The organism is Blastopirellula retiformator (assembly GCF_007859755.1).
Lineage (GTDB): Bacteria > Planctomycetota > Planctomycetia > Pirellulales > Pirellulaceae > Blastopirellula > Blastopirellula retiformator.
In genome coordinates this window covers 407,150-427,655 of record NZ_SJPF01000003.1, presented here as the reverse complement: position 1 = coordinate 427,655, position 20,506 = coordinate 407,150, and the positions used below count along the sequence as shown (strand labels likewise).

The following is a 20,506-nucleotide window of genomic DNA, read 5'->3' as shown; positions in this document are numbered from 1 at the left end:
CGATCGTTCTCCCTGCTTACTTACCACGATTTGGGCACGCCCGAGTCGCGACGTCCCAGATTGCGATACACGGTCAGATTGATCGTTTCCGGGATGAACGCGACCGAACCGTCGCCGAAGCCAAAGTTGCCGCCGCCAGGGTGACGACTGGCGAACGCGGCGTTCAGCGGCGTGCCGTACGGGCTGGTCGTTTCGCCTTGACCGGGATAGGTATTGACCGGGTTACGAGTCGAACGGAGCGAATCTTCCAATCGCCCGGCGCTCGCCCAACGATTGCGGCCGCGCGAATCGTGTCCGTCGACCACTTCGCCGATGACGAAAACATTCGATAGGCCATCGGTCGCATCGGCGATCTTCTTAGCATCGCGATAGACGAACATGCCGCTGTTCAGCCATTTCACTCTCGACCCGATCCCCTGGTCCGGACCGTAGTGCCCCGAGCAAAACGCGTAGCTGGAGGTCGCCCAGTCTTTGCTGCTGAGCGTGACGGTCGGTTCCATGATCGAACTGGGGCAAACGAAGGCGTCGGGCCGCTGCGACAAGACGCTCGACGGCAGGCTACCGGGGAAGCTGTTGTTGGGGCCGTAGGGAGCGAATTGCTCGTACAGGTTCCCCTGTTCCAACTGCGGCAGCAGCAGCACAAACCCACTGGTGGCGGGACCATTCTGCGGGCTGCAGGCCCCGTCGCAACCTAGTCGTCCAGTCGGGAAGACCTTGAATGACGACTCGTAGTTATGCAAAGCCAACACAAGCTGTTTGATATTGTTGGTGCACGACATCCGACGGGCCGCTTCGCGGGCTTGCTGGACCGCGGGCAAGAGCAGGGCGATCAAGACGCCGATGATGGCGATAACCACCAACAGCTCTACGAGCGTAAAAGCGTTTCTTTTTTCCATAATCGAACCTACGGGATGAGATATGATCGCAAAAAGAAAAGGATTCGCGAAAATTATTGTGACTCGGATCGATCGCGGAAAGTCAAAAACATCAATAAATCATAATTTTTCCAGAAATACCTCGTTCGTGCGAGGTTTGGACACAAAAAAACGGGCGCCGAATTGCCCGGCGCCCGTTTTAGGGGGGATGAGAATGGTTGCGATCTTCTCTATTTCGCCGTCCGTTTGCTTTCCTTGTCGGCGGTCGGAAAGTCGCTCGGAATCGGCTGCGTCACCTTGCCGGTCGCTGCCCACTCGGCCCCGCGGCAGAGCGTGGTGATAAATCCGGCGCACTCCATCGAGTAGTCGGCGTGCCCCATCGGCGTGTGGAAGACGCGGCCATTTCCGTATTCGATCGTCATCAGCATCGGTTCATGTCGGCCGCTCCCCCCGGTCTCGGGATCGGCGTACGCGGTCGCCAGGATGTCCATGTTTTCGCCCGGCCCGCGGAGCAAGTCGTAGAGTTCATCCTTGGTGTGCATCCAGGCCTTCGGCATTCCCTTGGTGACCGGATGTTCGGCGTCGCGCACAACGATCTGAAACGGATGCTGCGCGCCATGATGACCGCCGCTCCCTTTGTCGGTATTGCGGACCAGTTTGTCCTCGTGGTCAAAGTAGACGTAGGGGCCTGACTTCTCGTTGCGTCCGCCCCAGCCCCCCAGACCAATCATCTGGTTGTACTCGGGCCAGTTGCCGAAGGCGTTGTTCGCCGCATGGACGACGACGAACCCGCCGCCGCTTTTCACGTAGTCGACGAACGCCGCTTGCGTCTCTTTCGGCCACGGTTGTCCGTTGTAGTTGCTGATCACAACGTCGTAGTTCTTAAACTCTGGCGCGAACCCGGCGGTCGACTTCGGCTCGGTCGTGGTGACGTCGACGGTGAAGAGCCCGGTGTCGATCAGATTCGCTTTCATCATCTGGGTCGTCTTTGGCCAGACGCCATGATTGTTTTGCCCGTCGACAATCAACGCCTTTAGCTTGGCGTCATCCGCCAGGCCTGTGGCCGCGAACGTGAACAAGCAAAGCAGCGTAGCAAGAGTCCGCATGAGAGAAGCTCCAAAGTGCAAAGGTAGAGGGAGGATAGCAGGCAGGCCCGCGTCGACTAGCGACGCGATCGTTTGTAGCGGATGTTGCAACCGATCGGGATCGTCTCGGTCTTCTCGGGAAGCTCACCTTTCAATGCGGCGTCGATCGCCAGTTGCACGTAGTTGGTTTTCGCTTTGTCGACGTCGGTCGAGTCGTCGAGGGCGCCCATATAAACTATTTCACGCCGCTTGTTCAGCACAAAGAACTCGGGCGTCCGCGTCGCGCCAAACTGCTTGCCGCTCTCTTGCGAGAGATCGGAAAGGTAGGCGAACGCAAAATTCCGCTCTTTCGCGCGGTCCTTCATCGCATCAAGCGAGTCCTCTTCCGTGCGATTGCAATTGATCGCCACCACGGCGACTCGGCTATCAGCGGCGGCGTACTTTTGGCCCAGTTGCTTCAGGCGCTGTTCGTAGTCAACCGCATAAGGACAGGTGTTGCAGGTAAACGCGACGACCACCACATCCTTCGCCGCGAGATCGGTCAGCGAATGCTCTTTGCCATCGACGCCTGGCAGATCATTCCAGGCCGGCGCTTTGTCGCCAACGCTTTTCACCGGGTTGTACTCACCGGCCGCCACGAGCGAAACGCAGCAGCCAACCGCAATCAAACTGAGAAAACGAACGAGCATCATCAACCTGAGGTTAGAAACTTGAACTGGAGGGCGTCCTCCTAGTTTAGCCGCTGCAAGCAACGTTTTCACCGTCGCCCAGGGTCAAGAAAGACAAAGGCCGTCCTCAGGACAGGACGGCCTTCGCCAGCAACGGGCAACACACACAGAAAGGTTGCAATTCTTCACTCTGGAGCCGGTCTCCTGGGGAGGATGGTCGACGACGACCGAAGCCGCCGCCGACCATCCGGCAGGACACGTCTCACGCTAGTTCGTCTCGATCTCGTAGACCAATTGCGGTGGCGGGACCTTGGCCGCAATCTGTGCAAACGCATCGAGGAGTTGCGATTCCATCTCGGCGACGGTGGCGCCGCCAGGAACCGCAATATGAATGCCGCCGCAAGCGAAGGCGATCGCCGTCATCAAGCCGCGGTCAGCGCCCAGGCCGACGCTCATCGTGTGAATCGTCACATCTTTCTTATGAGCCTGGATCGCTTCGTAAAAGGCGTACTGCTTCGATCGATCGTTGGTCGAGTAGTCGGCGACGCCGTCTCCGTCCATGTCGGTATAGTCGGCCCAGTCCCAGCCGTACGGCAAGCTCCATCCGCCGGGATAGCGGTTCGCCTGGCCGTCGGTCATCAGCACCATCGTTGGGCGGGCCCCATGCCGCGCGTGATCGGTCAGCAACTGACTCGCTTCGTTCACGCCGTATCCCATGCCGGTATAAGAGCCGTAGTGGCCAGCTTGTTTATGCCGCTGGATCAGGTCGAGCGTGTCGTAGTCGTCGCTGATGTTGTTGCCGCCCAGGGTCGCGTATTCGCCATGCTCATTCAGCGTATGCTCAACGCGCGACGATTCGTCGTACGAGACGATACCGACTTCGTCTCCAAAGTCGAGGTCGTCCAAAAAGGTCAGGAAGAGCGAAAAGCCGTTCTTCACCGCATGGAACGGATAGTGCGGCGCCTTCCACAGGTCCTGCGTCTTCCACGAGTTGTATCGCTTCGCGAGCCAGTAGTTGGCCAGCGTGACGCCGCCATACATGTTGCGATAGCCGGCATCGCGCACGTCGCGATCGTTGCGGCAGTAGTTGATGTAGTCGTTCCAACTGCCCGAAGCGTACGGATACGGAACGTCGTCCAGTCCGAAGGCCACACGCACTGCCTCGTTGGTGTCGTCAAACCGTTCGCCATAGCCCCGGCCTTCGCCGCTGTCGTTGCAGCCCGACTTGACCCAGCAGCGGGTGATGACGCGGTTGTAATAGCTAAACGTGCCAGTCCGACCTTGGTTCAGATTGTCGAACTTGTACTTGCTGCCGTTGCTGAACTGCACGACGACGTTCGACAGGTCCTTGCTCGATTCGACGTAGATCTCGGTCCCTTTAAAGGTGACCTGAATTTGCGGCATGCAACCTTTCGTCGGCGGAGCCCCCACCACCGTCAGATAAGTGGGATCGACCGGCAAGTTGCCAGCGTTGGGATTCATCGAGGTGAAAATATCGGCCAGGTTGTCGGTCACCGAGTCGACGCCTAGGCGGTCGATCGCTTTGAACTGGCTGTCGTCGTTCATCGAGCCGGAGAAGTCGAGCACCACCACCATGTCGCGGGCTTCGACAAAGCTGGTCGCCGAAGTGACCAGCGGCACCGAAGGAACGCCGACCGCCCAGCCAAACGCCAGCGGCACGCGGCCGTCAGGCGCCGACAGGTTTTCTTGATCGCGATGCGCCTCGACCTTTACTACGTTGTAGGGCCCTTCGTTCCAGTTGTAATTCCATTCGCCGCTGTCGGGATCAAACGAGCGTTTGCCGAAGACGATGTCGCGGTCGGGGTTTAGATAAACGCCGTTCGCCGCGGCCACGTCGACCGCCATCTGTTTGGCGTAGAAGATCGAAATCGAGTTGGGATCGCTCCCCTCGTCGCCGGCTTGTGCGACCGCCGAAGTGATCTCCTGCGAGGCGGCCAGCGCCGCGGCGTCTACGCCGTTTTGCATTTTCGATTGTTCGAGCGAAATCAGACCGGTGTCGATCCCGAACGAAATGAACCCAAACAGCATGACCATCACGACGGCGGCCAGCACGACGAACACGCCCTTACGAGCCGCTCGGCGATTTCTCCCCATTGATGCGAAACTTGGCATGGCGAAACTCTCCTCTCAGAATCAGGTATATACAAAGGACGTATTGGCGGCGCGATCACTGTACGATCGTGCTCTTGCTATTGCGAAATACGACCTTGCTCACCATCTTGAGTTGGTTTTCGTTGTCGTTGTGCGTTTCGACCAGCGGATTCAGCGGCACCTCGATTCGCAGCTCAAACAGCTCGAAATCGTTGGCCGGGTCGTCCAGGTCGAAGTCATTGCCAGGTTCGCCGGGAAACTCAATAAAGACGTCGACGTCTTCAGGATCAAATCCGGCCGCCGCCAACGTATTACGCACATCTTGCTTGATCTTGTCGTTCGAATTGATGCCTTGCGAAACCCAATCGGCGCGATCCATCGCCCCCAACCGAGCTCCATCGCGAGCGGCTTGCGCCATCACCGAATGCGAGTCGAACAACTTGCTCCCTTGCAGCAAGCCGAGCGTCAGCAGCAAAAACAGCGGCGCGACAACGGCGAACTCGACAGTTGCCGTTCCGCGGCGGGTTTCGACTCGTTTTCGATTGTGGCGTGGCATCGGACTCTCCTGAGAAAAGCGGGCGCTGGTGGCGACGACGGATCGTGCGGCTATTCGTGCCGCGTGATCGATTGGCCGCCCAGTACTACGTCGGCGAGCCAAGGCTGCGGGATGATCGTTACGTCGCCATAGCGTACGGTAGCGCGAACCAGAAACATCTGTCGCGATTCAGCGTCAGAGAGTTCGATGTCAGGCAGAGAGGCCCAGTCATCGTTGTCGGCAGGCAGATCGCCGCCATCGTCAAAAAAGCTCGCGTCTTTCACCTGGATGGTTACTCGATCGGAGTTGACCGCCGACTTCATCTGATTGCGAGCGTAGTTGGTTACTTCTTCGGTCGTCGCTCCGCTTGCCGCCCCCCAGCGCGCCGCGTTTCGGCAGGAATTCTTCATCACATTCGATACCATCGTCGCGTGGCCGAATTCCATGATCGCGAATACGAACAGGAAAAATACCGGCAACACCATGGCGGTTTCGACGATCGTCGCGCCGCGACGATCCGCAGGTCGTACTTTACGTACTGAAGGCATGCGACGTGCGTCTCAGAAAAGGTGAAAGGATCGAACAGGACAAGGTGCGTCTCTTGCGACGCCAGCGAAAACTGACCGTTATCTGAAACGTATGTCAAAGCGGCGGCGGAAGTCGGCGAACAATGCAGAAAAGTTGATAGATTTTCGTTTAGGCGGGTTGTAGCGGTTATCCAGGCCGACGATCCCGCCGGTTCCGCGCAACCGGATGTCGCTCTAGCAGTCCGTTGATTTTCTCGACGGACTGCGTGATCGCACGGATGCGATCCCAAAATAACGACGTAAGTCGTTATTTTGCGAGCCGCGAAGAGCTATGCTCTGAGCCTGGCGAGGTTGAAAATGCCACGAGGGCATTTTTCAGCAGGCAGCTAGTCAAAGTAGGGCAGGCCGTGCCTGCCGAATGCACACGGTCTCCAACGGCAGGCACGGCCTGCCCTACAAAAAAACGGCGCCAATCTGGATTGGCGCCGTTTGCGTGGTTTCGAGTTGTGAGCGACGTTTTAGCCCACCTTCTTCAGCAGCGAGACTCGCCCGCCGACGACCCATTCGGCCAGGTAGATGTTGCCATCCGCGTCAAACGTGGCGCCGTGCGGGTGAACGAACTTGCCGTCGACCCACTTGTCGCGTTGCGAGCGAATGCGGCGACCATTGGCGTTCACCTTGTCCCGCCACTCGGCGTCGTCATCCAAGTAAGTAATGACCTTGTTGTCTTTGTCGAGCAGCGTCAGCCGCGAATCGAGTTCGCCGACCAGCAAGACTTCGCCCCGCACGTCGAGCGACGACGGGTAGACCAGGTTGTCGACGTAGCCGAGATGCTCGCCATCGAGCGTGAAGTACTGTAGGCGATTGTTGGCGCGATCGGTCACGCACAGCGAAGGCTCGCGGCCTGGTCGCGTATCGACGTACAGACCGTGCGGGCAATTCAGCAGACCCGGCTTCGCGCCGCGGCCGCCAAAGCTGCGTACCCAGTTGGCGTCGGCGTCGTACTGATGCACATAGCTTTGGCCATAACCGTCGCCGACATAAAAACCGCCATCCGGCGCCAGGGCGATATTAGTTGGGGTGTACTTGCCCGGGTTGTCGTACTTGCCGGCCGCTTCCGGAAAACCCTTCTTCCAGACAACTTCGCCATTTAGATCAAGCTTGGCGATCTGGTGGTTCCGCACGTCGCTCAGGAAAAGGAATTCCTGGCCGTCTTCGGCACGCAGGTCGAGGCCATGACCGCCGCCGTGGAATTCTCTGCCGAACGAACGGACATACTTGCCATCGGCGTCGAACACGACGATCGCGTCCATCACCGTCGGACCGCCGTTTTGATGGGTGATATAGATGAGGCCGCTCTTGTCGATCGCCACATCGTGCGTCGCCCCCCATTGAATGCTGCTGGGAAGCTCGCCCCAGTAATGTTGGCACTCGTAAACGTATTCGCCCGAACCGACGCGCAGCGGGTTCGATCCCGACTTGTTTTCGGCACGCAGGAACAGCGGAGTCGCCGCAACTGTAGCAGCAGCGGCAGTCGATTGAAGAAATTGACGTCGAGTCGGTGAAGACATGCGGCGGGAATCCTCTCTGCGGATAAACTGGAAGGAGACGCCTGCTTGGCTGGGGTCGTCTCCAACCGCAAGCGTGACAGATACAATTGTAGTGGGCGGAAGCCCAGTTCGCGAACCTCCGGAAAGTACTTCTAAATGGGTCGCCGGGCGAAAAGCGAAACAAAAAAATAACTCATTGAGCTTCTTCGCATGACTTGTCGTAGAATTTGCCTCTGATTCGCCCCAGAATTTTTCTTGGCCTGTTTCGAGCCACACGGAAAGCCAGTCCCCAACGTTTCCCACTTCGAGATCCTGGTCGATGGCCCACGAACCGTTCCCGCAAGTTCGCTTTCGCGGAAAATTGCGCCCTTCCCAGCACGATGCGGTCGACATCGCCCGCAAAAGCCTCGACGCCGGCGAGCGCCAGTTGTATGTGGTCGCCCCCCCCGGTTCCGGCAAAACGGTCCTGGGCCTCTATCTGTGGGCCGAATGCGTGCAGCGGCCAGCACTGGTCCTCTCTCCCAACTCGGCCATTCAAATGCAATGGGCGGCGCGGACCGACCTGTTTGATCGGACGCCCCCCGCCGGCGAACTGGCCAGCACCGATCCACAGACGCCCGGCCTGCTCACCTCGCTGACCTACCAATCGGTCACCTTGCCGCGGCGTGGCGACGACGGACTCGACGACGCCGCCTTCGACCTTTGGCAAAATCGATTGATCGAGAAAGATGCGGCTCGCGATCCCGATGAGGCCCGCATCTGGATCCGCGATCTGAAAAAGCACAATCGCGACTACTACGACCGACGTCTCTCGGCTTACCGCAAAGCGATCCGGGACGAAGCCAGCCAGCGAGGCGAAACGCTGGAGATGCTCCATCGCTCGTCGCTGGCGACCCTCGATCGTTTGAAAACGCAACAGATCGGGCTGATCATCCTCGACGAATGCCATCATCTGGTCGGCCATTGGGGACGCGTATTGGCCGACGCCGCGGCGATGTTCAACGATCCGGTGATCCTTGGCCTGACGGCGACTCCGCCCGATGTCGACAACAAATCGCCGCAAGACTTCGAGCGGTATACCACCTTCTTCGGCCCGATCGACTACGACGTTCCGGTTCCGGCGGTCGTCAAAGATGGCTTCCTGGCGCCCTATCAAGACTTGGCTTACTTCGTCCGTCCCAGTGAAGCTGAACTGCGGTATGTCGCCAGCGCCGATGATCTGCTGCATGAGATCGTTGACCTCGCCTGCGTTGCTCGCCATGGAGACGCTCCGCTCGCTGCCGCGCAACCAGCCGAGCCAGCGAAGCCAAATCCGCCGATCGCCAGCGAGGGAGAGGTCGAGGCGCCGATCACGCTGCTCGATCTGTCCGACCTACAGGTAATTGGTTCGTCCGAAGCGGCCTACTCGGAAGAGCCCGACGAAGAGCCGACCGTTGTCACCGATCCGGTGGCGGAACCGACCGTAGAAGCGGACACGATTCCGAACGCGCCGCGGGTCGCTCCGTTGCCGACGTGGCTCTTCAACAGCCTGGCCGAGCGAAAGCATGCGGCGCAGACGTTCAACACCTGGTCGGCGTTTGAGCGTCGCGATCCCGAGTTCGCGCTAGCGGCCCGAATCTTTCTACAGATGCGAGATCGGGCGCTGCCGCCTGACGTGCCGCCGGCGCAGTGGGACCCGACGGCCGAAGCGCCCGAGATGGCGATTCTGGTGCCGGTTCTGGATCGCTATGTCCGCCACGCCCTGCGGCGGTCTCCCAACGAAGAAGACCACAAGCTCGGCCGCGACGTCATCGCCCGGCTGCGGATGCTGGGAGTGCAAATCACCGAAACCGGTTCGCAGGCCTGCGCTTCGCCGGTCGGTCGCGTGCTGGCCTATTCGCGTGCCAAAGCGCAAGCGGTGATTCCGATCTTGCATGCCGAGATGAAAACGCTCGGCGATTCGATCCGGGCCATCGTCGTCGCCGACTACGAGAAAACGGCCGCCGCCATGCCGGAAACCGCCGACTTGCTCGACGATGAAGCGGGAGGCGCCGTCGCTGCGTTTCGCACCTTACTCTCCGACGAACAAACCGACCGTTTGCAGCCGATCCTGGTAACCGGATCAAGCGTCTTGATCGATGACGACCTGCAGGCGCGGTTCGATCACGTGGCGCACAACTGGCTGCAGAAAGAAGGCTTTCAGGTCAAACTCGACTACGGCGAAGAGAAAGGTTTTTGCGTCGTCCGCGGTCAAGGCGCCGACTGGTCGCCGCGGGTTTACATTGAAATGATCACCGAGCTATTTCAGCAAGGAGTCGCCCGCTGCCTGGTCGGCACGCGGGGCCTGTTGGGCGAAGGTTGGGACGCCAACAAGATCAACGTCTTGATCGACCTGACGACCGTCACGACCAGCATGTCCGTTCGTCAGCTCCGCGGGCGATCGTTCCGGCTCGATCCGACCGTACCAGAAAAGGTCGCCAACAACTGGGACGTCGTCTGCATCGCGCCGGAGTTTAGCAAGGGCCTGGACGACTACGCCCGCTTCCGTAAGAAACATGACAACATTTTTGGCGTCACCGACGACGGCGAGATCGAAAAAGGGGTCGGTCACGTTCACGCGGCGCTGACCAACCTGCGGCCCGAGCTATTGGAAGATTCGATCCGCCTGCTCAATGGCGATATGCTGGCCCGCGCTGCCATGCGGCCGACGGCGCGTGAACATTGGAAGATCGGCGAGCCGTATCATGGCGAGCCGCGATCGACGCTGGAAGTGAAGCTCGATCGCGAAGAACGCGAAAACGGCGGCTTCCCTCCGTTCAAATCGAAAGGGGAAGTCTGGAGCGACGACTCGCTGGTGATGAGCATCGGCACCGCGATTCTGTCTGCCCTGGCCGAAACGAAACAGATCGCCCGCTCGGCTCGCCCCCACGTCAAATCGCGAGCCGGCGGCTATGTCCGGATGTTTTTGGAAAACGCGTCGGAAGAAGATAGCCAACTGTTCGCCGTTTCGCTGCGCGAGGCGCTCGGTCCCCTGCATCGCCCGCGGTACGTAATCCCCCGCAAGCTCCGCTTCTCGCGGCCGACGTTCTGGTCGAAACTGCTGCCCGAGTTCCTGGGCCAATATCTCGAACAAAAACAAGACGAGATGGTCATGCTGCACGCAGTGCCAACCGCGCTGGCAAAAAAGAAAGAAGTCGCCGAGATCTACGAAAAGTATTGGAACCAATTCGTCAGCCCCGGCCAGGCGCTCTACGCACTGCGCGGCGAAGGAGAAGATCTACGGATCCGAGCCGAAAAGAAAGGCCTCACTCCCCGCGGCACTTATCACGAGAAGGAAGTCTTTTCGTAGAAGTCAAAACTAACCCGAGGCGCGAGCCGAGGGAATATGTCCGCAAGCAAACGCGCGGTCCACGATTGGCGACCGCGGCATTATCACCGGGCAGTTTACGGCAGAGGACGTGGAAGCAATGGTGCTTATTGGCTCGCTCGGGAAATATGGAAAACTCCCGCCGCTCCGCTTTCTTTCGCGGGACAAGGTCGATCCGAAATAGGCCGGGATCCGGCAACTTCCGAATCCCCGCAGCTACGCGCTTCTTTTGCTTGATAAAGCGCACGCAATCTTTGGTCGATTGCCAGGTAGCGTCTGAAGAGTGAAGTCTCCCCAGATCGCATCACTCCGCCCGGTCTGTGGCGGAAGAAAAAAGAGGACGGTCCCGGGTCCCATGTTTGGCCAGGTCCCAAGTCCACTTTCCGCTCTCCACTTTCCGCTTTTCCCCCCAAAACATCCCCCAGCTTGGATGCGTCGTAGCGGTCAGCATGCCCCGATTGGCGGGTTCTGGCGGCGATTTTGTCTTAGTCGGGGCGTTTGCTTGTGTTGGCCATCTGGCGCAACTACGATATTGGCTGGAAGTTGCCGCGTTTTCCCTGCGGTGCAATGGATCGCTAAAGTCCGCTTTTGGGTGACTTTTTTCTCAGGATGAGTTCCACTTCCAACCTCCGGGCCGCCAACAACTTGGTCCAACTTTTCGCTTGTCTGACATGTCACATCCACTGCTCCGCTTTGAATCTGTAGGGAGATTCCTTTGATGACGAGGAACGTTGTCTCGGCGTCAGCCGTCGCCGCACTGCTGTGGTTCGGAACCCCGTGCGTGAGTTCGGCTCAAGAACCGGTCGTCGTCGAGCTCTATGGCCACGGGGTTCATCAATACAATCGCGGTCAAATGTCGGACGCGTTTACGACGTTGTCGACCGCCATCGAGCAAGGGTCGAAAGATCCCCGCGCCTATTACTATCGCGGGCTCGCACTGTGGAACATGGGCCGTCCCGAACAGGCCGAACTCGACTTTGCCGAAGGCGCCAAGCTCGAACTGAGCGCCGATCGCTCGTACAACGTCGGCAAGTCGCTGGAGCGCGTTCAAGGCGAAGCCCGACTGAAGCTGGAAGACTATCGCCAGAAGATTCGCGTTGAGCAGTTCATGGCTCAGAAAGCTTGGGAACGCCAACGGTACGAAATGCGGAAAGCGGCCGAAGAGGATGTCCTCCGTGGTAGCGGCGCCGCCAAAGCGAGCGCCAATTTACCGATCGAGCCGAAAGCTTCGGACCCGACCGATCCGTTCGGCGGCGGCGAAGCGATCGAACCCGGCTCGCCGGCCCCGGTCGAACCAGAAATGACCAGCCCGCCCATGGGTGAGGACAACCCGTTTGGCGCCCCTGCGACTCCGACCACTCCGGCCCCGGCCAGCAGCGATCCGTTTGGCGCTCCGGCGACGCCAGCGACTCCGGCCGCCGACCCCTTCGCCGCGCCGACCGAACCCGCCATGGAATCGGCTCCGGCCGCTCCGGCGACCGATGATCCGTTCGCCGCTGGGTCGAACCCGCCGCAAACGACCGAACCTGCCGCCATTGAGCCAGCCCCGGTCGACAGCACCGATCCCTTCGGCAATGGCGCTGGCGCCGACATGAAAGCGACGCCGGCGGCTGATCCGTTCGCCGCCCCCGTGACCGACGCCCCGAAAGCAGGCGAAGACGCCCTGGGCGCTCCGCTGCCGCTGAAGGACGACCCCTTCGCCGCGCCGACCGAACCCGCCATGGAATCGGCTCCGGCCGCTCCGGCGACCGATGATCCGTTTGCCGCTGGGTCGAACCCGCCGCAAACGACCGAGCCGGCCGCCATTGAGCCAACCCCGGTCGACAGCACCGATCCCTTCGGCGGTCCGATGACTCCGACCAAACCGGCCACTCCGGCTGCAGATGATCCGTTTGCCGCCCCGATGACGCCCATGACTCCGACCCAGCCGGCTGCTCCGTCCTCGGATGATCCTTTCGGCGCTCCGATGACTCCGACCAAGCCGGCGACCCCGGCTTCGGATGATCCGTTCGCCGATCCCTTTGCGGCTCCGGCCAAGCCGATGACGCCGACCAAGCCGACCGCTCCGATGACTCCCTCGGACGATCCGTTTGCCGCTCCGGCGCCGCGGACCGCTCCTTCGGCGATGAAACCGGCTCCGGCGGCCAGTGACGATCCGTTCGCGACTCCGGCCTCGCTGAAGCCGACGCCGACCGTCGAACCGGCGCTCGTTTCGCCCCCGGCGCAACCGGTGATCAACGATCCATTCGGCACCGGCGCCCCGCAGGAAGATAACTTCGGCCCGGCCGTCACCCCGGCGACCACCGAGATGGAACAGCCCGAAGACGAAGTCGCCGACAGTGAGAACGCCAGCGTCAAGGAAGCGACCGACTCCGATGAGAAACCGGCCGCCCCGGCGACCGATGATTCGGACCCGTTCGCCGATCCTTTCGCCAAATAAGCCCTCGCCATAATTTGCGGGACTCAAGGCGCCAAATCGTCTAAAATACTGGACGTCGGGATAATCCCCGGCGTCCTTTTTTTGCGCCCACCTCACTCGCCCGCCTGTCTTGGTCTTCTGCTAGAGAGCTTCCGCCATGCTGCGCGCCGCCACGCTTTCGCTCGTCTTCACGCTGTCCGCCACGCTCGCTTGGAGCGCACCGACGATCCGCAACATCACGCCGCGGGGACTCCAGATCGGCGGCGTCACCCGCGTCACCATCGCAGGCTCGAGTCTAGCGCCGCAGCCGCAGCTGTTGCTGCCCGCCGGCGGTACTGCGAAGCTGGTCGGCGACGCCAAAGCGGACAAGCTGACGTTTGACGTCACCCTGCCGGCTGACGTTTCGCCGGGCATCCAGACGCTGCGGATTGCCAGCGACGCTGGGATCTCGGCCCCGGTGAAGATCGGCGTCGACGACTTGCCGCAAGCGACGTTCGCCGAGCAGATCGATCAGCGGCCGACCGCGATGACCGGCAACCTGGCTGGCGCTCAACTGCTTAAAACGACGCTGGCCGGTAAACAAGGCGAACGACTCGTCGTCGACGTCGAATCGCGGCGGCTCGACAGCAAATTGCGGCCGGTGATTCGCTTGCTTGATGATCGCGGCGTTCAAGTCGCTTTCTCACCGCAACACGATTCGATCAACGGCGACGCCCGACTCGACTTCGTGCTGCCCCACGACGGGCAATACGTCATACAACTGCAAGACGCGCTCTACAAGGGAGGGAACCCCGGCTACTTTCGGCTGAAAGTCGGCGACTTGCGCTATGCCGATTTGGCCTATCCCTTGGGAGTCGCCCGTAAGGCAAGCGGCTACGTGCAGCCAATCTTTACCAACCTGGATAGCCAGCAGCTCACCAGCGGCAGGGCGACCAGCTTCGCCCCTACCACATCGCCCAAAATCGCTGCGTCCCATTTCACAGGCGTCGCGCCACGTTTGTTGGTCAGTCAATCGGCCGAGTTTGTCGAACAGCGGCAGAAGCCAGGCGAGCGCATCGAAACGCCTGCGGCGCCGGTTTCCATTAATGGACGCTTCAGTGGCGAGCGAGAGCGCGACGAGTACGTCGTGCCGGTCGAGCCGGGCAAGAAGTACCGCGTCGAAGTGTTGGCCCAAAGGTTGGGCGCGCCGACCGACGGCGTGCTTGAGGTTCACAAGTCGCAAGGTGGCGGACTTGGCTCGAGCGACGATCAGGCCGCCACCGCCGACCCCGGGCTGACCGTTGACGTTCCGGCCGACGTCAACAAGCTGGTCATTGCACTTCGCGACTTGCAGGGACGCTATGGCCCAGAGTTCGTCTACCGGATCGAAGTGACGCCGCTGTCGGTCGGCAATTTTACGCTCTCTGCCGACGCCAACCTCTGGAACGTCCCCGCCGGAGGCGTGCTGACCATTCCGATCCACGTCCAGCGCCGCGGCTATGGCGGGCCGATTGAACTTACCTGGGATGGCGAAGCCGGCGGGTTTGACCTCGCAGGCGCCACCATTCCCCCAGGCGCCACCTCAACGCTTCTCTCGGTCACCGCCGCAGCGCCTGGCAAGTTCGCCGTCGCTCGGCTGATCGGCAGCGCCAAGATTGGCGACCGCGATGTCGTCCGCCATGTACTTGCGCAAACCAGCGACAAAGGCTATGTCACAAACGAGCAGGTGAAAATCGGACTTGGCGTCATCGCTCAGCCCAAGCTGCGTGTGGCGCTGACTAGCGACTATTCCAGCGACAAGCTGTCGCTCGGCAAGACGATCCACGCCAATGTGCAGATTGTCCGCAGCGAAGGCGCCAAAGGACCGGTTCGCTTGAAGCTGCTGACGACGCAGATCGCGCCGCAAAAGGAAGTCGCCGATCCCAAGGACGCGAAAAAGAAGATTAAGGTCAATGACGTTGACCGCATGTTGCGCTTGGCCGAGGAAGTCGTCATCCCGGCCGATCAAACCGACGCTGTCGTCACGATTGCGGCGCCGCAGGACCTGGCCGATCGCAGTTGGGATTTGGCGATCGCCGCCGAGTTGTTGGCAGATGACAAGAAACAGGTGGTGGCGACGGCGACCACCACGGCCCAGCGATTCTCCTTATCATCACCGATCTTTCTGCAACTTGCCGGCGAATCGGTCTACCGCGTTCAAGGCAAGCTGGTTCGCTCCGCAGGCTTTCAAGGAGTCGCCAAGATCACACTGGAAGGTTTGCCGGTCGGCGCAACGGCCGCCGAAGTGGAAGTTCCCGCCGACAAGAGCGATTACGTGATCGAAATCAAGCTGCCTGCCGGCATGACGGCCGATGCCTTAGCCGACGTCAAACTGATCGCGCGCAGCGAAAAGGAAAGCGGCGAGGTGGTTAGCAACGAGGTCTCGCTTCCACTGAAAAGCCCTCGCTAGCTTGGCAAGTTTGCTCGATTTCGCCGAGGAACTAGCGAAGGTGAAGAACGCCGTCCTGCCGATCCACGTCACCCGCCCCGCTCTTCGCGGGTAACCGTCAACGGCTTGCAATAGTCGACAAAGAGGCTCAAAAACGGGAAAATCTTTGACAAACGGGTAACACTGTTTCTAGTTCTTTTTGGCAAGAAGTTGTGTACAAAAGCATGGCCTCGTGCCATGATTGATAGATGGATTTAGCCTAGAATCCGCCCCTGATGAACTGCCCCCCCGCGTTGGTAGACGTTCGTCTTCCAGCACTTGAAGTATATGCCTAGGAGCGTGTGGATGCCCTTTTCTGGAAGACTGCGGATCGCGGCCGTCGGATGTTTGCTGTTGATGGTCGCGACGTCGCTGGCTCAACGTCCGACCGCTTACAAGATGGAGATCCGTCCCCACTGGTTCGCCGATGACGCCTTCTGCTGGTACAAGAACGACCTGCCTGGCGGCAAGGCCGAGTACATCCTGATCGACGCCGAAAAAGGGGAGCGCCGCCCGGCGTTTGATCACGCCAAGCTGGCCGCCGCCCTCACCGCAGCTGGCGTCAAAGACGCGAAAGCGGACGCCCTGCCGATCCGGCGCCTCTCGTTTCGGGACGATGGTCAGCAGGTCTTCTTCCAAGTCGGAGACGACTCGTGGAGCTGCGATCTGACCTCTTACGAACTGACGCAGTCCAAGCCAGACCAACTAGCAGCCGAACTAGAAATGGAACGTCTACCGCGGCGTCTGCCGAGTGGAGGTTCGCAAACCGAAACGACGATCACCTTTCGCAATCGTCTGGAAGAGCCGGTCGAGCTGAGCTGGATCAATTCGTCGGGACGACCGGCGTCGTATGGCAAGCTTGGCCCCGGAGAGCAGCGGAAGCAACACACGTTCGTCAATCATGTCTGGGAAGCCCGGACCGCCAGCGGCGACGTGGTCATCGTGTTCCGCGCAACCGCGCGGTCCGACTTCGCTACGATCGACAACTCCAACCCTGTCGAACCTGGTCCGCGTCGCCGGCGCGGCGGGCCCGGTCGTGGTCCGCGGACGCCGCGTGATCGCTCGCCCGACGGCAAGTGGACGGTCCAGATTCGCGATAACAACGTCGTGCTCAAAAACGTCGAAAGCGGCGACGAGACGACGCTGACCACCGATGGCGACGCGAAGTCGAGCTATGGTCAGTTGCAATGGTCGCCCGACTCGCAAACGCTGATCGCGCTGAAGACGACGCCCGGCGACCGTGGTGAAGTCTATCGCATCGAATCCTCTCCCAAGGAAGGAGGCCGCGCAAAACTGCACACCAGTCGCTACGCGCTGCCCGGCGACAAGTTTGACGCCTTCGACATTCATCTATTCGACGTCGCCAAGCAGGCCGAAATCGCCTGCGACGCCGATGTCGTCGACTTCGGCATGCCGCGTTTCCGCATCCGCGGCGAAACGGCGACCTATGAACAGGTCGATCGCGGACACCAACGATTTCGCCTGGTCGAAATCAACCTGCAGACCGGAGCGGTCCGCAATCTGATCGACGAGAAATCGGAAACGTTCATCTGGACGATCCATACCGAGGGACAAGGCCTCCGTCAAATCACGTGGCTCGGCGATGACGAATTCATCTATTGCTCGGAAGAAGATGGCTGGCGTCACCTCTACCTTCACGACGCTAAGACCGGTGAGCTAAAAAACCAGATCACCCAAGGCGCGTGGGTCGTGCGCGGCATCGATCGGATCGACGAAGAGAAGCGCCAAATCTGGTTTCATGCCGGCGGCATTCATGAGGGGCAAGATCCGTACTTCGTCCATTACTGCCGCGTCAATTTCGACGGCAGCGATCTGACGATCCTCACCGAAGGAGACGGGACGCATGAAGTTGAATATTCGCCGACCGGCAAGTATTTGATCGATCGCTACTCGCGCGTCGACATGGCGCCCAAGACCGAACTCCGTCGCACCAGCGACGGCACGCTAGTTTGCCCCTTGGAAGCAGCGGACATCTCGGAGCTCGTCAAAGCAGGCTTTCGTTTGCCGGAGCATTTCGTCGCCAAGGGACGTGACGGTAAGACCGATATCTGGGGCAACATCTATCGCCCCCGCGATTACGATCCCAGCAAGAAGTACCCGATCATCGAGGATATCTACGCCGGACCGCACAACTTCCACACGCCGAAGAAATTCAACGCCAACAACTATTACCGCGATCTACACGATCTGGGCTTTGTGGTGGTGAAGCTCGACGGCATGGGAACCACCGGCCGCTCGAAAGCGTTTCATGACGTCTGCTTCCAGAACCTGAAAGACGCCGGCTTCCCGGATCGCATCGCCTGGATGAAAGCGGCGGCGGAGAAAGACCCTGGCCTCGACGTTTCGCGGGTCGGCATCTACGGCACCTCGGCCGGTGGACAGAACGCCGCCGCGGCGGTGTTGTTCCATCCCGACTTTTACAAGGCGGCCGTCGCTTCGTGCGGCTGCCATGACAACCGGATGGACAAAGCTTCGTGGAATGAGCAATGGATGGGCTATCCGGTTGGTCCCCACTATTCCGAGTGCTCGAACATCGACAACGCCGCCAAATTGGGAGGCGCCTTGATGCTGATCGTCGGCGAGATGGACAACAATGTTCCGCCCGAGTCGACGCTCCGCTTCGCCGACGCACTGATCAAAGCCGACAAAGATTTTGACCTGCTGGTCATGCCAGGCGTCGGGCATTCGGCTGGCGGAACCTATGGACGTCGCCGTCGCAATGATTTTTTCGTCGAACATTTGATGAACAAGGAACCAAGCGGCCCAAAGGCCGACGCCAAAGAGCCTAATCCCGGTTACACGATCGATCAAAGCCGGATCGAAGCGGCCGGCAATCGGGTGATTCGTCTCCGCGAACGCTTCAACGCCGATCAAGGAAGTCTGGGACGACGCTACACGCTACGCGAGTCGCCCGCTCGCCAGCAGCGGATGCTCGGCTTCTATTGCGATTGGGTGAAAAAGCTTGATGCGTATGACGCAGAATCGCTGACCTCGCCGGAACAAGAGCTGCTGGCAGGCTTACGTCAGGAGGTCGTCGATCGCTTGGCCGAAGTCGCTCAGGACCAAACAGAGTCGACTGAACTAGCCCAGTTCTTTCCCTTCGCCGAAACGATCATCCCGATGGTCGAAGCTCGGCAAGAGTTCGCCAAGATCGATCCGCAGCAGGCGGCCGCTGACGTCGTAAAAATCGCCGAGCAAACCGCCGCGGTCCACCAGCAGACCGCTCCGGAAATCGCTTCCTATGATCTAGAGCAACTGGGCGCCGCCGCCCGGCGTGCCGATCGTTTGCAGAAGGCGCTACAAGAGTGGTATCGCTTTTACGATGGTTACGACCCGCTGTTCACTTGGTGGGTGAAACAGCCGATGGCCGACGCCGAAGCGAAACTGACCGCCTACGTCGCGCTGCTGAAATCGACGACGCCAGAGCCGAAAAAAGGAGAACGCGCTCGCCGCCCCGAAGTCAAACCGCTAGACGACGCGGCGCTGCAGACGTTGATCACCGCTGCCCCTGCGGCCAGTGACGCGCCGGCGCTAGAGCCGCTTGTTTCGCCGCCGGTCGGCAAGTTGGAAGCGGCGATTCGCGTTTATCGCCAAGATATTTCGCGCTGGGGCCGCCGTCGCGAGCAGCAGCGGAGCGACAGCGACTGGGCCGAGATTTACGCCGCGTGGCGCGATTTGCTCGACCAGTACGACTTCGACTCGCTATCAAAGGACGATCAGTTCGACTACGTCTTGCTTCGGAACGAACTCGATTACCAGATCCAGCTGGCCGAGCTCAAGGCTCGCGGCGCTGACACGATTGGTTCGGAGAGCACCGACGAAAGCGGCATCAAGGGCACGCCGGTGGGCCGCGAGCGTCTGTTGCTGGAACTGCAGCACGAAATGATTCCGTACACGCCGGAACAGCTGATGGAAATCGCCGAGCAGGAATATGCGTGGTGTCGGGCCGAGATCTTGAAAGCGTCGCGGGAGATGGGCTGCGGCGACGATTGGCAAGCGGCGGTTGAGAAGGTCAAGCGGATGCATGTCGCCCCCGGCGAGCAGCCGCAACTGATCAAGATGCTCTCCGACGAAGCGATCGCCTTTCTGAAAGAGCACGAACTGATGTCGATTCCGCCGCTGGCCGAAGAGACCTGGCGGATGCAGATGATGACGCCGGAGCGGCAGCTGGTGAATCCGTTCTTCACTGGCGGCGAAGTGATCAGCGTCTCGTTTCCGACCGACACGATGACGCACAAAGACAAGCTGCAAAGCCTCCGCGGCAACAACATTCCGTTCGCTCGCGCGACCGTTCATCACGAGCTGATCCCTGGACATCACATGCAGGGGTTCATGAACAATCGGCATCGCAGCCATCGCGAGCTGTTCCGCACGCCGTTCTGGCTCGAAGGTTGGGCGCTGTACTGGGAAATGCTGTTGTATGACAAGGATTTCCCGAAGTCGCCGGAAGACCGAATCGGCTTTCTGGTGTGGCGTTCGCATCGTTGTGCCCGGATCACCTTTTCGCTCGGCTTTCACCTGGGCAAGTTGACGCCGCAGCAATGCGTCGATCTGCTGGTGGCCCGCGTCGGCTTTGAGCCGGCCAACGCCGCCGCCGAAGTTCGCCGGTCGGTCGGAACCAGCTATCCGCCGCTCTACCAGGCAGGCTACATGCTAGGCGGCCTGCAGCTTCGTTCGCTGCACCGCCAACTGGTCGACTCGGGCGAGATGACCGACAAGCAGTTCCACGACGCGATCATGCGGCAGAACTTCGCCCCGATCTCGATCGTCCGCGATATCCTGATGCAAAACGAACTGACCGCAGACTATCGCCCCGCGTGGAACTACTACGAGTTCGAGAAAGCGGAAGCGGCGGCGAACTAAGTTCGCCAGGCGCTTCGTAGGTTGGGTGCAGCGCAGCGAAACCCAACAATGCGGTCGCA

General features: G+C 60.2%; 11 protein-coding genes. 4 read left to right on the top strand and 7 right to left on the bottom strand.

Annotation, left to right across the window (positions count from 1 at the left end; translation table 11 throughout):
- Positions 1–20 precede the first annotated feature (20 nt).
- The 7 genes from Enr8_RS13425 to Enr8_RS13395 all read right to left on the bottom strand — a co-directional run bounded on the left by Enr8_RS13425 (position 21) and on the right by Enr8_RS13395 (position 7,373).
- Complete coding sequence (locus Enr8_RS13425) at positions 21–896, bottom strand: DUF1559 domain-containing protein (RefSeq protein WP_146433341.1); 876 nt, start codon at positions 894–896, stop codon at positions 21–23.
- 209 nt (positions 897–1,105) lie between these two features.
- Positions 1,106–1,981 (bottom strand): ThuA domain-containing protein, encoded by an 876-nt coding sequence (locus Enr8_RS13420; protein WP_146432311.1) that lies wholly within the window; start codon positions 1,979–1,981, stop codon positions 1,106–1,108.
- 56 nt (positions 1,982–2,037) lie between these two features.
- On the bottom strand, positions 2,038–2,649 hold the full coding sequence (locus Enr8_RS13415; RefSeq protein ID WP_146432309.1) for a thioredoxin family protein: 612 nt from the start codon (positions 2,647–2,649) through the stop codon (positions 2,038–2,040).
- Between the two features lie 246 nt (positions 2,650–2,895).
- Positions 2,896–4,761, bottom strand: coding sequence for a VWA domain-containing protein (locus Enr8_RS13410; RefSeq protein WP_146432308.1), 1,866 nt, complete (start codon positions 4,759–4,761; stop codon positions 2,896–2,898).
- 55 nt (positions 4,762–4,816) lie between these two features.
- Entirely contained in the window at positions 4,817–5,296 is a 480-nt protein-coding gene (locus tag Enr8_RS13405; protein WP_146432306.1) for a TadE/TadG family type IV pilus assembly protein, read from the bottom strand.
- A gap of 50 nt (positions 5,297–5,346) precedes the next feature.
- The gene (locus Enr8_RS13400) at positions 5,347–5,823 is read right to left on the bottom strand and encodes a TadE/TadG family type IV pilus assembly protein (protein WP_146432303.1); all 477 of its coding nucleotides are present in this window, start codon (positions 5,821–5,823) and stop codon (positions 5,347–5,349) included.
- 497 nt (positions 5,824–6,320) lie between these two features.
- Positions 6,321–7,373, bottom strand: a complete 1,053-nt coding sequence (locus Enr8_RS13395; protein WP_146432300.1) for an NHL repeat-containing protein — start codon at positions 7,371–7,373, stop codon at positions 6,321–6,323.
- A gap of 298 nt (positions 7,374–7,671) precedes the next feature.
- On the opposite strand from Enr8_RS13395, the gene Enr8_RS13390 reads away from it, so the two are divergent.
- The 4 genes from Enr8_RS13390 to Enr8_RS13375 all read left to right on the top strand — a co-directional run bounded on the left by Enr8_RS13390 (position 7,672) and on the right by Enr8_RS13375 (position 20,447).
- Entirely contained in the window at positions 7,672–10,680 is a 3,009-nt protein-coding gene (locus Enr8_RS13390; protein WP_146432298.1) for a DEAD/DEAH box helicase, read from the top strand.
- A 736-nt stretch (positions 10,681–11,416) separates the two neighbouring features.
- The gene (locus tag Enr8_RS13385; protein WP_186767637.1) at positions 11,417–13,138 is read left to right on the top strand and encodes a tetratricopeptide repeat protein; all 1,722 of its coding nucleotides are present in this window, start codon (positions 11,417–11,419) and stop codon (positions 13,136–13,138) included.
- A gap of 136 nt (positions 13,139–13,274) precedes the next feature.
- Positions 13,275–15,545 carry a hypothetical protein gene (locus Enr8_RS13380; RefSeq protein ID WP_146432294.1) on the top strand — a complete coding sequence of 757 codons (2,271 nt, stop codon included), beginning with the start codon at positions 13,275–13,277 and terminating at the stop codon, positions 15,543–15,545.
- Positions 15,546–15,869: 324 nt separating this feature from the next.
- Positions 15,870–20,447 carry a DUF885 family protein gene (locus tag Enr8_RS13375; RefSeq protein WP_186767636.1) on the top strand — a complete coding sequence of 1,526 codons (4,578 nt, stop codon included), beginning with the start codon at positions 15,870–15,872 and terminating at the stop codon, positions 20,445–20,447.
- The last annotated feature ends 59 nt before the right edge of the window (positions 20,448–20,506 follow it).

Bases quoted from the DNA above. Each gene is read 5' to 3' on its own strand.
- Enr8_RS13425 (WP_146433341.1), bottom strand. From the start codon at position 896: ATGGAAAAAAGAAACGCTTTTACGCTCGTAGAGCTGTTGGTGGTTATC.
- Enr8_RS13420 (WP_146432311.1), bottom strand. From the start codon at position 1,981: ATGCGGACTCTTGCTACGCTGCTTTGCTTGTTCACGTTCGCGGCCACA.
- Enr8_RS13415 (WP_146432309.1), bottom strand. From the start codon at position 2,649: ATGCTCGTTCGTTTTCTCAGTTTGATTGCGGTTGGCTGCTGCGTTTCG.
- Enr8_RS13410 (WP_146432308.1), bottom strand. From the start codon at position 4,761: ATGCCAAGTTTCGCATCAATGGGGAGAAATCGCCGAGCGGCTCGTAAG.
- Enr8_RS13405 (WP_146432306.1), bottom strand. From the start codon at position 5,296: ATGCCACGCCACAATCGAAAACGAGTCGAAACCCGCCGCGGAACGGCA.
- Enr8_RS13400 (WP_146432303.1), bottom strand. From the start codon at position 5,823: ATGCCTTCAGTACGTAAAGTACGACCTGCGGATCGTCGCGGCGCGACG.
- Enr8_RS13395 (WP_146432300.1), bottom strand. From the start codon at position 7,373: ATGTCTTCACCGACTCGACGTCAATTTCTTCAATCGACTGCCGCTGCT.
- Enr8_RS13390 (WP_146432298.1), top strand. From the start codon at position 7,672: ATGGCCCACGAACCGTTCCCGCAAGTTCGCTTTCGCGGAAAATTGCGC.
- Enr8_RS13385 (WP_186767637.1), top strand. From the start codon at position 11,417: ATGACGAGGAACGTTGTCTCGGCGTCAGCCGTCGCCGCACTGCTGTGG.
- Enr8_RS13380 (WP_146432294.1), top strand. From the start codon at position 13,275: ATGCTGCGCGCCGCCACGCTTTCGCTCGTCTTCACGCTGTCCGCCACG.
- Enr8_RS13375 (WP_186767636.1), top strand. From the start codon at position 15,870: ATGCCCTTTTCTGGAAGACTGCGGATCGCGGCCGTCGGATGTTTGCTG.